We start from the raw sequence: 14033 nt of genomic DNA on the forward strand, positions 1-14033 counted from the left end.
TCACGCCATGACCAGGCTGACCAGCAGTTGTCGTTTGTAGCTGGCTTGCTGCGGCAACTCGTCGACGTGCTTGAGGTTCAATACCAACGCGTGCCCGAACAAACGCTGCAGTTGCTGTTGCAGGGCGGTGCTGTCGAGTCGCTGGCAGGCCCCGGTGTGGTACAGCGCCATTTCGTCAACACTCATCTGGTAGAGCCGATAGGCTTCTACCCCATTGCCGGTGCGCATCAGAAAGTCATCGACGATGCCCAATATCGAGGCCGACGGCACCACGCGCCCATCGCGCGCCTGAAACGAGGCATTACGGCGCCCGTGCAAATGCATCAGCGCAGGCGTGTGTGCCGAGCACCCGCAGGGCTCTTGCGCCATCACCGCCAGGTCACCCTGGTTGTAGCGGATCATGGGCATGTGCCATGCCTGCAGATTAGTGCCGACTACCGTGCCGACGCCGTCCGCATCCGGATCAAGGGTTTCAACGTACACACTGCCCTCAAGCACATGGTGGCGCCCGTGGGAGCACTCGAAGGCGATTTGTTCGAGTTCAACGCTGGAATACTCATCGCGCACGGGCATGCCGAAGTAGGCCTCGTACTGGCGGCGTTCCAGGGGCGAGCTTTGCTCCGAATTGGTGGTGATCGCCTCGACCCCGTATTGCTTGAGGTCAACCCCATGGGCGACGAGGGTCGCCAGGTAACTGGGCAAGGTCACCAGCACTTGTGGGCGCAGCACGTCCAGGTGCGCCGCCAATGCCTCCAGCGGGGGCAAATCATTGATCGCAAACGTGCGGTATTGGCCCTGCACCGAAGACAACCACCAGCGCGCATGATGGATGTTGTAAATCCAGCGCTGCGGATCCACCGGCTTACCCAGTGCCTGCTCCAATTGCCACAGGTAGTGGGTCATCGACTCCACATACTGCTGGTCACCGTACTTCACACTCAACGCCGCGCCGGACGAGCCGGAAGTCCTGGACGTGTAGGACGGCTGTGCAACTGACTGACAGATACGCTCATGCTCGGGACAATCGCGCAAATCCTGCTTGGTGATCACCGGCAACGCCGCAAAATCAGCCAGTGTGCGGATGTCGCCGAGTGTGAAACCTGCTGCCGTATACAGGTTGCGATACAGCACCGTGTTCTGGAATGCGTGATCCACCAAGGCCGACAGCCGTGCAACCATGGACGGCCCTTCCAGCGGTTCACCCCGCGACGCGGCCCGATAGGCCTTGAGCCGGGCCGGGAGCAGGCGCGCTACGTGCTGCTGGTTTTCCAGGGTGTCGTAGGCCTGGCGCGAATAAAACACCTGCTTGGCGTCGGTACGCTGGTTCGTGCTGGCGACCTTGGACAAATAACGGATCGCTTCGATGTCGGCGTGGTGTGCCTGGGTATCGTAGATCGTCATCTTGATCCGGCCTCAGCTACCGAGCGTGGCAGGCACGCCCAACGGCATGATCAGCTTGCGCCCGACAGACAGGCTCAGGCGATCCACCGCATCCGCGAACTTGGCATGGGGTTTGAGCAGGCTGACCCTCAAGTTGTGCTGGTGAGCAGGCACGTGGTGACTGTTCCAATAGAACATTCGCCCCGGCAGCACGGTGATGCCCTGTTGTTCGAACTGTGAGCACACGCGAAAGTCATCCAGACCGGCGAGGCTGCAATCGAGCCATTCGACACTCAAGGAGGAATGGCGCGCACTCAGGTCCACTTCCAGGGTCGAGAGGTCCAGCGCCGCACGCAGTAACTGACGGTGCGTATCAACCGTGCGCCATACCGTTTTATGCAAACCCACTTGGGCGGTAACGCTGAGGAATTTTTCCAGCACCACCAGGGAAAACGCCGAAGTACACAGGAAAATCTCGTTGTAGATACGGTCCATCAGCACACGGTTGTCTTCGGAATAGACCAGCAGGCTGCCTTTCATGTCCAACGTCGGGAACACCTTGCCGGTGTCCTCGATGCAAATGAACGAGACACCGGACTCCACCAGCAACCGGTAGTCGTCAAAGGGGCGACGGTTATGCAGGCGAAAGCTGTTATCAAGGATGACCTTGGTGCCGGTCTGCGCACAGTAATCGACGATGGCGCGAAATTCCGGCTCGCTCAACACGCGCCCGGTGGGGTTGTTAGGGTTGACCAGGAACAGCGCGCGAATACTCTCGTCGAGCACATCCGGGCCTAATCCATCATGACGCGCCGCGTCCACCAGCAGATCATCGTAAATGGAGACCAACTCTACCGAACGGCGTTTCAACAATAAGGCGAGGTTATCGAACGTGGGTTCGATCAGGGCGGTCTTTATATTCAGCTCCGCCAAAAAGGCGCCAACGATATCAATCGAGTTCGATGCCGTAGGGCAAATCTTGAACTGCGTAATGCCGGCCAGTGCAGGCGATCCCGCCAGGGTGGCGTACGCTTGTTTAAACGCAAACTCCAACTGAGGTATTGGCCGAGTCCGCGCTTCACCCCAACACTCCGGCAAACTATTGATAATAGTTTTATAACAGTCATCGACATCTTGGTACGCATGCCCATCCGCCAGACTGTAGTGTGAAGAAAGACCACGAATCTCAATATCGGTGAGCGTTTCTATCGTTTTTTTATGCATAGTAATAGACACACATGGACGTAAGTGAGACAGCAATAGTTCCACTACAGACTGTTTGACCACTCGCACCTGCGACGCATTCGGAATAGCGACGCTATTAGGCGCCGTTATTCACAGGTCTCAGTAACGGAACGAATTAAACAACTCAACGACTAACAGTTCGACAAGCGCACGCGCACGCCTTACTGGCCGAGCTTATAAACGCGATTGAAGTAACAACGTCAGACTTCACCGATAAAACGACAAAGTTCTTCAAATGATTGACTGCGGGCAAATACGAAACCCGTACGCCGATCGACCGAAAATGCATCCGCACCGTCCATGACATGGTCGTCGTCGTGGTGTTCCTGGAGAACTTGGATATTGGACGTCACCACCGCCTGCGCGCGCTCTGGGAAGGAAAAGCGAATACCTACCCATTCTTCATGCGCATCGGTTGAAGCTTCGACAGGTGTCCAGGGCAAGCCTGCGCGCAAACGAATGAAGGTTTCTTCAATCTGCACCCCATGCCGGATTTGCACCAGTTCGGGTATCCGGCAGCCGGGCACCCGAGCGGCGGCTTCGATCACCCACAGGTGTTCGTCGGTCATTTTGAATTCGATATGCATGATGCCATTGGGCATGCCCCACATGGCCGCGATCTTTTCACTGAGCACGCTCAGCGCCTCGACATGCCTGGGCGGGACCGCAACCCCGCTGATGTGGCCGATCTCGAAGCAGCCGGGAAAGGGCGAAACGAATTTCTTGGTCAACAGTTGCTGGCGCAGGACACCTTGATCAATCACGCATTCCAGGCTGAACTCCGGGCCTTCGACAAACTCCTCGATCAAGGCCTGTCGCTGAAAGTCATAGTTGGTAATCATTGAGCGCTCAAACGCAAAGATCTGCGCCAGCGTGTGCTCCACTTCTTCGACCGTGTCGCACTTGCGGACAAACAGGCTGCTCGCCATATCCACCGGTTTGACGATCACCGGCATGGCAATAGCAGCCCAGTCAAGCGCACGACACGCCTCCATCGAAGCAACCTGCGCCCTGACTTTCGGCTGCGGTATATTCGCCGCCTCAAACGCCTGGCGCATAGCGGCCTTATTGCGCGCCAACTTAATTTTATCAATATCGTTATGGTAAATGCCCAGCCACTTGGCTAACACTTCTGCTGCGACCACGGCAAACTCATTACCGGGAATAACAACATCAAAACGACGATCGCCGATCGCCTCACGCATATCGGCGAGTGCCTCACTTAACTTGTCGACCCGCAGCCACTCATGCAAACCGGAAATACCGTCACCCACACCAGAAGAGCGAATGGTCATAATAGTCAGTTGCCAACCATTAACCTTACACAGCTGCGCAATGCGTTGGACCGACCAATCCGCGATGGGATGCATCAAGAGCACATTCATAAGAGTCTTCCGTGATTAGGTTCCAGCTCGACTTCCGTGACTGCGGCCAGTTAAGTAGATCGCTTTGGGAGTGTCAATATGACGCATAGGCTTTTTTTTCAAGTGGCCGCCGCCACAGAGCGTCACACCCTCGTAATGACTAGCGTAAACTCGGCCTGCTGGCTGGAATTTAAAAAATCAATAAGCCGATGCAACTAGTTAACAACGGTTAAACCGCGCCTTATAAGAAAAGACACGGTGTCAATTATTAGTACTTTATCAAGCACTGACAATATTCAATTGGATGGCTAGGGCTGAGAGACGGACAACGCATTGGCACTTTCAAGACGGGAAGTTAAGCAGCATCACTCTGTACAAGTCCGGCCGGCTGCTAAACAGCTGCGCTCGGCCCATGGGCACTCAGCGAATGCGGTCGTCGCTCGCCTGCCCCGGGCATTATCACCGTGAGGGCTATGCAGGCTGAGCGCCGGCAAGCACCGCTCAAATCAAAGGCAAAAAAAAACCCGGAAATCCTCACTTGCGTGGGCCTTCCGGATTTTCTAAACCGCCAAAAATGGTGGGTCGTGTGGGATTCGAACCTACGACCAATTGGTTAAAAGCCAACTGCTCTACCAACTGAGCTAACGACCCGCTGTGTGGTGGCGCGTATAATACTGATTTCTAAGGATTATTCAACACCTTATTTTAAATAAATCAGAAATAACGCGTTGGGTCCGCAATTGCGGCGTTTTCGAAGCCTTCTGCTCGCAGTCTGCAAGCGTCACATTTCCCACAGGCACGGCCGGAATCGTCTGCCTGGTAGCAGGAAACTGTCAGCGCGTAATCGACGCCAAGTCCTACGCCAGCCTTCACGATGTCTGCCTTGCTCATGTTCTGCAGCGGTGCCTGAATGCGAAAGCCCTGGCCTTCTACACCGGCTCTGGTTGCCAGGTTGGCCATACGCTCAAATGCCTCGACGTATTCCGGGCGGCAGTCCGGGTAGCCGTTGTAGTCGAGAGCATTGACGCCGATAAAGATGTCGCGGGCCTTCAGTACTTCGGCCCAGCCAAGCGCGAGGGACAGGAATACGGTGTTGCGCGCCGGCACGTAGGTGAGCGGAATACCTTCGCTGGGCGCTTCAGGTACATCGATGCTGCTGTCCGTCAGGGCCGAGCCGCCGATGCCATTGAGGTTGAGGCCGATCACTTTGTGCTCGACCACGCCCAGGTCGCGGGCAACACGCTCGGCAGCGTGCAGTTCGGCGCGGTGGCGTTGGCCGTAGTCGAAACTCAGGGTGTAGCAGCGGTAGCCTTGGGCACGGACCATGGCTACCAGCGTGGCGGAATCGAGACCGCCAGAGAGCAGGATGACCGCGCGCTTTTGCTCGGTCATGTCAGCGCCCCGGCTCATCGTTCCACAGGTATTTGTGCAACTGCAATTGCAGGCGCACCGGCAGGTTGTCCGCTACCACCCAGTCGGCCAGGTCGCGGGCGTTGAGGTCATGGTGGCTCGGCGAGAACAGCACCTCGCCGGCACGGCGGTCGAGGTTGTACTGGATCAGCTTGGAGGCCGCCCAGTCATAGTCGTCGCGCGAACAGATCACGAACTTGACCTGATCGTTGGCCGTCAGCAAGTCCATGTTGTCGTAGAGGTTACGGTGCGCTTCCTTGGAACCTGGGGTCTTGAGGTCAACCACCCGACTCACCCGCGCGTCGACCGCGGAAATGTCCAGGGCACCGCTGGTTTCCAGTGACACCTCGTAGCCAGCGTCACACAGCCGCTTGAGCAACGGAATGGCATTGGGCTGGGCCAGGGGCTCACCACCGGTCACACAGACGTAACGCGGCTTGAAGCCGGCAACCTGCTCGATGATGTCGTCGAGGGTGCGCACGGTACCGCCGCTGAAGGCGTAGGCGCTGTCACAGTATTGGCAACGCAACGGGCAGCCGGTCAGCCGTACAAATACGGTAGGCAGGCCAGCGGTGCGCGTTTCACCCTGTAACGAGTAAAAAACTTCGGTAATACGTAATGTGTCTTGCATAGTCGCCACGGGCGTAACAGCTAAACAGGCTGTCCGCCTCCGTCAGGCACTTCAAGGAACCCCGCCAACGCGTAGGCCCCAAAAAGCGTGTTTCATAAAAGGGCGTGGATTCTAACGAAAAAACCCGCGCCAGGCGCGGGTTTCTTCTAAACGGGCTGCATCGCTTACAAGCGCTGCAGATCCCGCTGGGCCAACTGGGCTGCGGAGGTACCCGGATATTGGGCAACCACCTGTTGCAGAATGCCTTTGACCTTGTCGGTGTGACCCAGGCGGCGCTCTACATCAGCCAATTTATACAGCGAGTCAGGCACCTTGGCATGCTTTGGGTACAGCTGGCTGACCTTGGCAAAGGCCTGGCCTGCCGCTTGCAAATCACCCTTTGCCAGGTTCACCTCACCCAGCCAGTACTGGGCATTGCCCGCGTATTGGCTGTTAGGGTATTTGCGCAGGAATGCGGTAAAGGCCTGGCTGGCCTTATCGAAATCCTTGGCTTTGATCAGGTCGAAAGCTGCATCGTAATACAGCTTTTCCTTGGCCGGATCACCTGGTTCGCTGCTGGCGGCAGGCGCTTGGCTGGCCGCCGCTGCGCCTGCTGCTGCACCACCGGCGGCGGCGCTTGGCGCACCACCGGCAGAAGAATTATCAGGAGTTGCGGCAGGTGTTACGCCGGCTCCAATACGTCGATCAAGATCCTGGTAACGCTCCAGGCCTTCTTGCTTCAGCTGGTTCACTTGGTTCTGCAAGATCTCAATGGTGCCTTGTTGCTGCGACAATTGATCCTGCATACGTTGCAGCTGGTTGAACAGTTCGCCCTGTGCCGAGGGAGCGGCAGTTGCCGGCCCCCCAGCATAGGCGCCGTTCGTGCCATAACCCGCTGGCGGATAACTGCTCCCGCTATTGTTATAGCCAGAGTTGCTATCTTCCACAGGAACCGCAGCCCACACCGCAAGCGGTGCGAGGCTGAGAGCCAATACAGTTAGAGCACGACGGCACGTTCGCATGACGAATTACTTACGCAGTTCGACGCGACGGTTTTGAGCCCACGACTGTTCGTCGTTGCCAGTTGCAACTGGACGCTCTTTACCGTAGGAAACCAGTTCCAGTTGGCCTGGAGCAACACCTTGCAGTACCAGGTAGCGTTGAACGGCTTTCGCACGACGCTCGCCCAGTGCCATGTTGTACTCGCGAGTACCACGGGCGTCAGTGTTACCTTCCAGAACAACGCGAGCGCCGTTAGCTTTCAGGTCCTTCGCGTGAACGTCCAGAGCGCGCATGGCTTCTGGCTTCAGGTCAGAACTGTCGTATTCGAAGTAGAAAGTGGTGATAGCGCGCAGAGCAGCTTCTTCGCTCAGGGAGCCGTCAACTGCACCAGTGTTAGCGCCGTAACCAGCGTTTGGATCAACAGCTGCGCCTTCACCGGCGTTGTCGCCGCCTTTAGACGAGCAACCAACGGCTACGGACAGAGCCAGAGCCAGAGCAGCAAACTTACCAAACTTCAGCATTTCCATCGTGAAACTCCTAATGAACCCCAGTGTGTTAAGCAATTCTTTTTGTAGCGCCGCGTCAGTTCAGGTAAGGGGACCAGGATGGTTCTCTGACTTCGCCTTGTGCGGTAGGAAGCGGGAGCCTTACGCGTCCATTAATGGACACGAGCATCAAGACTCCCCGGCCCTGCTGGCGGGTGGCGTAGATTACCATGGTGCCGTTGGGCGCAACAGTGGCTGACTCATCAAGGTTGGTATCTGTGAGGATTTTTACCGTTCCACGCTGCAAATCCTGGGCCGCAACCCGGAAATTAGTGAAACCATCCTGACGGTGAATCATTACCAACGTCTTTTCATCGGCCGAAAGCTTAGGATTGGCATTGTAGTTACCAATAAAGGTCACGCGTTCTGCGCCACCGCCACCTACGCTTGTTTTGTAGATTTGAGGCTTGCCGCCGCGATCGGAGGTGAAGTAGATGGTCGAACCATCCTTACCCCAGAACGGTTCGGTGTTGATGCCCGGGCCACTGGTTACACGGCTGATCTGGCGCGAAGCCATGTTCATCACGTAGATGTCCGGGTTGCCATCTTTGGACAGCACGAACGCCAGGCGCGAACCATCCGGCGACCACGCAGGGGCACCGTTGAGGCCTTCAAAGTTGGTGATCTGCTCACGACGACCGGTGTCGATGTGCTGCACGAAAATGCGCGGGCGGCGCTGTTCGAACGACACATAGGCAATACGCTTGCCGTCCGGCGCAAAGCGCGGCGACAGGATTGGCTCACGGGACTGCAGCAAGGTCACGGCGCGGGCGCCGTCGTAGTCCGAACGCTGCAGGGTGTAACGCGTGTTGTCTACGGAGAAACGCTCAGCCGTTACATAAAGCAGACGTGTCGAGAACGCACCTTTGATACCGGTGAGTTTTTCAAACGACTGGTCCGAGATGTAGTGCGCCATGTCCCGCAGTTGTTCGGCGGTACCCGATACGCTGCCGGTCAGGACCTGCTGCTCGGTGGCCACGTTGAACAACGTGTACTGGATTTGCAGGCGACCGCCGGCCGGCGTAATGCTGCCGACCATCAGGTACTGGGCGCCTACGGCTTTCCAGTCACGGAAGATGACTTCGCTGGCCTGGGTTGGCTGGCTGATCATGTTGCCTTTCGGAATCGGCGCGTAGTAGCCGGAGTTGCGCAGGTCGTCGCTGACGATCTGGGCCATGTCATCCGGCAGCACGCTGCCGCCCTGCCAGCCAAACGGTACTACCGCGATCGGGGTGGCCCGATCGCTGCCGCTGGTAACCAGGATGTTCTTTTCATCCGCCGCCGCTATCCCTGCCATACAGCAAATAACGACAAGCATTCCTCGAAGAAGGTTTCTCACAAGGCTAGATCCTCAGGTGTGAATGTCATCTTGAATGAACGATAGGGAGCGAAGTCGCTTGGTTTCATTCCCTGCATCTCGGTCAACCGGCCAATATTCTTGACCGCGGCAACCGCCGAACTGTCGAACGAACCGTCACCACTGGACTTGGACACGCTGACCGAAGTCACCGTACCGTCCGGCAACATGCCGATCTGCAGCACTACTGTCATGCCTTTGCGTGCCGAAGGTGGACGTGTCCAACCTTCCGCTGCCCGCGCCCGAATCAGGTCGTCGAAACTGCCCGCGACTTCATCGCCACGCTCATCGGCCAAGGCTTGCTGACGCTGCGGCGTGTCGGAGAGCAAATCTGCCAAGGCCTGGGCCTTTTTCTCTTCGGCGGATTTACGCGCTGCTTCCTGGGCCTTTTTCTTGCTGGCGTCGGCGGCAGCTTTCTTCTTCGCGTCGTCGGCGACTTTTTTCTTCGCCTCGTCTGCTTCAGCTTTTTTCTTGGCGTCTTCGGCGGCTTTCTTCTTCGCGTCTTCGACTATTTTCTTCTTGGCTTCTTCAGCGGCCTTTTTCTTGGCCTCTTCTTCGGCAGCTTTTTTGGCTTCTTCTTCAGACTTCTTCTTGGCTATATCAGCCAATTGTTTCTCTTCAGCCTTTTTAGCTTCGGCAGCTTTGTCGGCTTTCTTGGCTTCATCAGCCTTTTTGGCCTCGTCAGCTTTCTTGGCTTCGTCAGCCTTTTTCGATTCCTCGGCCTTTTGAGCCGCCTCTTCTTTCTTTTGTTCCGCAGCAGCCTTCACCGCTTCCTGCTCGACCTTCTTCTGTTCCATCTGCTCGACTTCAGTCTGGCGCGCAGCCGACTTCTGGGCCTCACCCGCAATCTTCTGATTGGTCTGGGTGGTGGCCTGACTTTTCGATTTCAGCTGATACAGGGTCGCCTGCACGATCGGCTTGGCTGGCGGCAGGTCCGGGGTCATGGCAAAGCTGACGAACAGCATGCCAAACACCAGGACGTGCAGGGCAATTGCCCAGACGCTAGGCCAGAAGTAGCTTTCCGAGGCGGACGGCTCTCGCTGTTGCTGCATCAGGGCGCCTCGGTAATCAAGCCAACGTTACCCACGCCGGCCTTCTGCAGCCCGCCCATGGCGCCCATGACGGAGCCATAGTCGACCACTTTGTCGCCGCGAATGAACACCTGCGTGTGCTTGCCGCCTTCGTTGCCGGACCGGATGATCTTGGTCACCGCGTCCGTCATCTGCGGCAAGGTCATGGCCTTGTCCTGCTGTTTCTGGGTGTCGACTTCGCTGCCAAGGTTCCAGTAATAGGTCTTGTCAGCCTTGATCGAAATGGTCAGGACCTGAGTGTTGTTGTCTTGCGGCAAGGCTTCGCTGGAAACCTTGGGCAGATCAACCTTCACGCCCTGATTGAGCATCGGCGCGGTCACCATGAAGATAACCAGCAGCACCAGCATCACGTCGATGTAAGGCACTACGTTCATCTCGGCGACCGGCTTGCGCTTTTTGCGAGCTCGAGCGATTAAAGCCATTGGAAATTACCTGCTTATTCTTCGCTGGTGTGCACTTTACGGTGCAGGATCGCCTGGAATTCATCGGCGAAGGTGTAGTAACGGCTGATCAAGGTTTCGCCACGGGCGGCAAAACGGTTGTAAGCAATTACTGCGGGAATAGCGGCGAACAGGCCGATCGCAGTGGCGATCAAGGCCTCAGCGATACCCGGGGCCACGGTGGCCAGGGTCGCTTGTTGCGCCTGGGCCAGGCCACGGAAGGAGTTCATGATGCCCCACACGGTACCGAACAGGCCGATGTACGGGCTCACGGAGCCAACAGTGGCGAGGAACGGCAAGCTTTGCTCAAGCTTTTCTTCTTCGCGGGAGATGGCAACGCGCATGGCACGGGCCACACCTTCCATGACTGCTTCCGGGTCAACGCCCGGTTGCTGGCGCAGGCGCGAGAATTCCTTGAAACCGGCGCGGAAGATCTGCTCTACGCCCGAATCCGGGTCCGGGTTGCTACCGGCCTGACGGTACAGCTTGGACAGGTCGATACCCGACCAGAAGCGCTCCTCGAAGCTCTCCAGGGCACGTCGACCGGCACGCAGCAGGTTGCTGCGCTGAAAAATCATGACCCAAGAGGTAACCGATGCGGCTACCAGGACCAGCATCACCAGTTGAACCACGACACTGGCATTGCTGACCAGGCTCCACATGGAGGAATGGTCGACGACGGTAGGTTCCACGCTAAATCTCCTGCTTTGATTGTTTACCCGCGCCGCTTACGCCGGCAAAGGCCGCACGTAGAGCTTCGGGAATGGCCCGGGGTTTCAAACTATTGGTGCGCACACAGGCCACCAGGAACTGCCCCTCACAGAGCAGCGTTGCATCCGTTGCCCGCCTGACCTGCTGTTTAAAGCGCAGGCTGACACGGTTCAATTCGATAACTTCAGCGCTGACCAGCAATTCGTCGTCCAGTCGCGCCGGTGCGTGGTAGCGCGCCTCGCTGGAATGCACGACGAATAACAGGTCCTCCCCTGCCAGCTGGGATTGGGCAAAGCCCAGCTCCCGTAGCCGCTCGGTTCGAGCCCGCTCCATGAACTTGAGGTAGTTGACGTAATAAACGATGCCGCCGGCATCGGTGTCCTCGTAATAAACGCGACAGCGATGTGCGAACGACTGATCCCCGTTTTGCGCGCGCATACTCTAGTGCTTACTCCTCAGGTTGCCAATCCGGCTGGGCAACTGTTTTTGCATTCTATTCAGCATTTCTAACGACTGAATGACGACACCAGCCACTAGGACAGCACAAACTTCAGATAAATCGTCTGGCGTGGTGTTATTAATCGTCCACTGCATCGGGGAATTCGTCTACTACAGGCATCTCGCCCAATCGTGACGGAATGTTTAACCCGAAGTGCAAATACGCGTGGCGCGTGACCACGCGGCCCCTTGGCGTACGCATGATGTAACCTTGCTGGATGAGGTAGGGCTCCAGCACATCCTCAATGGTATGGCGCTCTTCACTGATCGCCGCTGCCAGGCTGTCCACGCCGACCGGGCCGCCGTCAAACTTCTCAATCATGGTCAAGAGTAGACGTCGATCCTGGTGGTCGAAGCCGTGCTCGTCCACATCCAGCAGGTTCAAGGCCAAATCCGCCACGGCCTTGGTGATATGCCCCTTGGCCCGCACTTCGGCAAAATCGCGCACACGACGCAGCAAGCGGTTGGCGATACGCGGCGTGCCACGGGCGCGACGGGCGATTTCGAACGCACCTTCCGGGTCCAGCGGCAGGCCCAAAATGCCCGCCGAACGGCTGACAATCGTCGCGAGATCCGCCGTGCTATAGAACTCTAGACGTTGAACAATGCCGAAACGGTCTCGCAGCGGGTTGGTCAACATCCCGGCACGTGTGGTGGCGCCGACCAGCGTGAACGGCGGCAGGTCGAGCTTGATCGAGCGAGCGGCCGGGCCTTCGCCGATCATGATGTCGAGCTGAAAGTCTTCCATGGCCGGGTACAGCACTTCCTCGACGATCGGCGACAGCCGGTGAATCTCGTCGATAAACAGCACGTCGTGCGGCTCAAGGTTGGTCAGCAGCGCGGCCAGGTCGCCCGGACGCTCCAGCACCGGCCCGGAGGTGGACTTGATCGACACGCCCATCTCCTGGGCAATGATCATCGCCAGGGTGGTCTTGCCCAGGCCCGGCGGGCCGAAGATCAGCGTATGGTCGAGGGACTCGTTGCGCCCGCGCGCCGCCTGGATAAACAACTCCATCTGCTCGCGCACGGTCGGCTGGCCGATATAGTCGGCAAGGCTGACGGGGCGAATGGCGCGGTCCTGGACTTCTTCTCGGTCGCGCGGACCGGTGGCCGCGATCAGACGATCAGCTTCAATCACTTAAATCATTCCCTTCAGGGCTCGGCGGATCATGTCTTCGCTGCTCAGGTTCTTGTCCTTGATGGCCGATACGGCTTTGCTGGCCTCCTGGGGCTTGTAGCCCAGGGAAATCAGCGCGCTGACGGCATCACTTTCGGCACTGGCGACTTGGCCGGCCGGCATGTCCGGCTGGTTCGGTACCAGGGCAAACATGTTCGGCACCACTTCCCAGGCCTTGAAACGGTCCTTGAGTTCGACCAGCAGGCGCTCGGCGGTTTTTTTGCCGACACCGGGCACCTTGGTCAACGCTGACGTGTCCTGGGCCGACACTGCGCGCACCAGCTCGTCCACTTCCAGGCTCGACATCAACGCCAGCGCCAGCTTTGGCCCTACGCCATTAAGGCGAATCAGCTCACGGAAGAAGTCGCGGTCGCGCTTGCCAATGAAACCATAGAGCAATTGCGCATCTTCGCGCACCACCAAATGCGTGTGCAGGGTGATCGGCTCGCCAATCGACGGCAGGCGATACAGGGTGGTCATGGGCACTTCCAGCTCATACCCCAACCCATTTACATCCAGAATCAGGTGCGGCGGCTGTTTCTCAGCCAGGGTGCCGCGCAAGCGTCCAATCACGGTTCAGATCCTTAAAGCTTGGGGTCAGAACACGGTCTGACCGGAAATAACGATTGCGCTGATGCTATCAGAGACGCAGCCGCCCGCCACGACTGCGTGCAGTGCCCAGGCCATGTGGCAAGAGGCTGGAGCGCGTATGCGCATGGCAAATGGCAATGGCCAGGGCGTCGGAGGCGTCGATTTGCGGCTTTGAGGTGAGCTTGAGCATGTGCATGACCATCATCTGCACCTGCTCTTTATTCGCCGCGCCGGTGCCGACCACGGCCTGTTTGACCTGGGTCGCGGTGTATTCGGCGATTTCCATGCCCTCCTCCGCACCGGCCACAATAGCAGCGCCACGCGCCTGGCCGAGCTTTAATGCAGAATCGGCGTTTTTGGCCATGAAGACTTTTTCGATGCCCATGGTGACCGGCCCGTAGGTCTGGATCACTTCACGCACGCCGCGATACACAATCTGCAGGCGCTCGGCCAACTCACCCGCGCCGGTGCGGATGCAGCCCGAGGCGACGTAGATGCAGCCACGCGGGGTGTGTTGCACCACGCCAAAACCGGTGATGCGCGAACCGGGGTCGATACCAAGGATTAAAGTCATAACGCCTGCGGGTTGGGTAAACACAATTCTTGCGGCCA

At 57.8% G+C, this 14033-nt stretch carries 15 protein-coding genes and 1 tRNA gene; all 16 read right to left on the minus strand.

Going from position 1 to position 14033, the window contains the following annotated elements; translation table 11 throughout:
- Complete coding sequence (locus tag K0H48_RS00920) at positions 1-1401, minus strand: phenylacetate--CoA ligase family protein (protein ID WP_219265907.1); 1401 nt, start codon at positions 1399-1401, stop codon at positions 1-3.
- Positions 1402-1413: 12 nt separating this feature from the next.
- Entirely contained in the window at positions 1414-2433 is a 1020-nt protein-coding gene (locus K0H48_RS00925) for an aminotransferase class I/II-fold pyridoxal phosphate-dependent enzyme (RefSeq protein ID WP_178112625.1), read from the minus strand.
- 392 nt (positions 2434-2825) lie between these two features.
- Positions 2826-4010, minus strand: a complete 1185-nt coding sequence (locus K0H48_RS00930) for an acetyl-CoA carboxylase biotin carboxylase subunit family protein (protein ID WP_219265909.1) — start codon at positions 4008-4010, stop codon at positions 2826-2828.
- 554 nt (positions 4011-4564) lie between these two features.
- Positions 4565-4640 (minus strand) — tRNA-Lys (locus K0H48_RS00935).
- A gap of 63 nt (positions 4641-4703) precedes the next feature.
- Entirely contained in the window at positions 4704-5381 is a 678-nt protein-coding gene (gene queC / locus K0H48_RS00940; RefSeq protein WP_219265912.1) for a 7-cyano-7-deazaguanine synthase QueC, read from the minus strand.
- Position 5382: 1 nt separating this feature from the next.
- A complete protein-coding gene (gene queE / locus K0H48_RS00945) occupies positions 5383-6030 on the minus strand; it encodes a 7-carboxy-7-deazaguanine synthase QueE (protein WP_017139819.1) in 648 nt (215 codons plus the stop codon).
- Positions 6031-6194: 164 nt separating this feature from the next.
- Complete coding sequence (ybgF, locus tag K0H48_RS00950) at positions 6195-7031, minus strand: tol-pal system protein YbgF (RefSeq protein ID WP_110621437.1); 837 nt, start codon at positions 7029-7031, stop codon at positions 6195-6197.
- Between the two features lie 6 nt (positions 7032-7037).
- Entirely contained in the window at positions 7038-7538 is a 501-nt protein-coding gene (gene pal / locus K0H48_RS00955; RefSeq protein WP_003193861.1) for a peptidoglycan-associated lipoprotein Pal, read from the minus strand.
- Positions 7539-7593: 55 nt separating this feature from the next.
- A complete protein-coding gene (gene tolB / locus K0H48_RS00960) occupies positions 7594-8874 on the minus strand; it encodes a Tol-Pal system beta propeller repeat protein TolB (RefSeq protein WP_032865998.1) in 1281 nt (426 codons plus the stop codon).
- Between the two features lie 17 nt (positions 8875-8891).
- The gene (gene tolA, locus K0H48_RS00965) at positions 8892-9965 is read right to left on the minus strand and encodes a cell envelope integrity protein TolA (protein WP_219265914.1); all 1074 of its coding nucleotides are present in this window, start codon (positions 9963-9965) and stop codon (positions 8892-8894) included.
- Positions 9965-10417 (minus strand): protein TolR, encoded by a 453-nt coding sequence (tolR, locus tag K0H48_RS00970; protein WP_161630238.1) that lies wholly within the window; start codon positions 10415-10417, stop codon positions 9965-9967. Before tolR ends, tolA begins: the two co-directional genes overlap by 1 nt.
- 23 nt (positions 10418-10440) lie before the next feature.
- Positions 10441-11136: a protein TolQ gene (gene tolQ / locus K0H48_RS00975; protein WP_003209819.1), complete on the minus strand. Its 696-nt coding sequence runs from the start codon at positions 11134-11136 to the stop codon at positions 10441-10443.
- A 1-nt stretch (position 11137) separates the two neighbouring features.
- The gene (gene ybgC, locus K0H48_RS00980) at positions 11138-11593 is read right to left on the minus strand and encodes a tol-pal system-associated acyl-CoA thioesterase (RefSeq protein WP_071484353.1); all 456 of its coding nucleotides are present in this window, start codon (positions 11591-11593) and stop codon (positions 11138-11140) included.
- 139 nt (positions 11594-11732) lie between these two features.
- Complete coding sequence (ruvB, locus tag K0H48_RS00985; RefSeq protein ID WP_219265922.1) at positions 11733-12791, minus strand: Holliday junction branch migration DNA helicase RuvB; 1059 nt, start codon at positions 12789-12791, stop codon at positions 11733-11735.
- Complete coding sequence (gene ruvA, locus K0H48_RS00990) at positions 12792-13403, minus strand: Holliday junction branch migration protein RuvA (RefSeq protein WP_056858571.1); 612 nt, start codon at positions 13401-13403, stop codon at positions 12792-12794.
- Between the two features lie 67 nt (positions 13404-13470).
- Positions 13471-13995, minus strand: coding sequence for a crossover junction endodeoxyribonuclease RuvC (gene ruvC, locus K0H48_RS00995; RefSeq protein WP_032862494.1), 525 nt, complete (start codon positions 13993-13995; stop codon positions 13471-13473).
- Positions 13996-14033: the final 38 nt, after the last annotated feature.

Origin of the sequence: Pseudomonas sp. Xaverov 259 (genome assembly GCF_019352915.1) — a bacterium.
Classification (GTDB): Bacteria; Pseudomonadota; Gammaproteobacteria; order Pseudomonadales; family Pseudomonadaceae; genus Aquipseudomonas.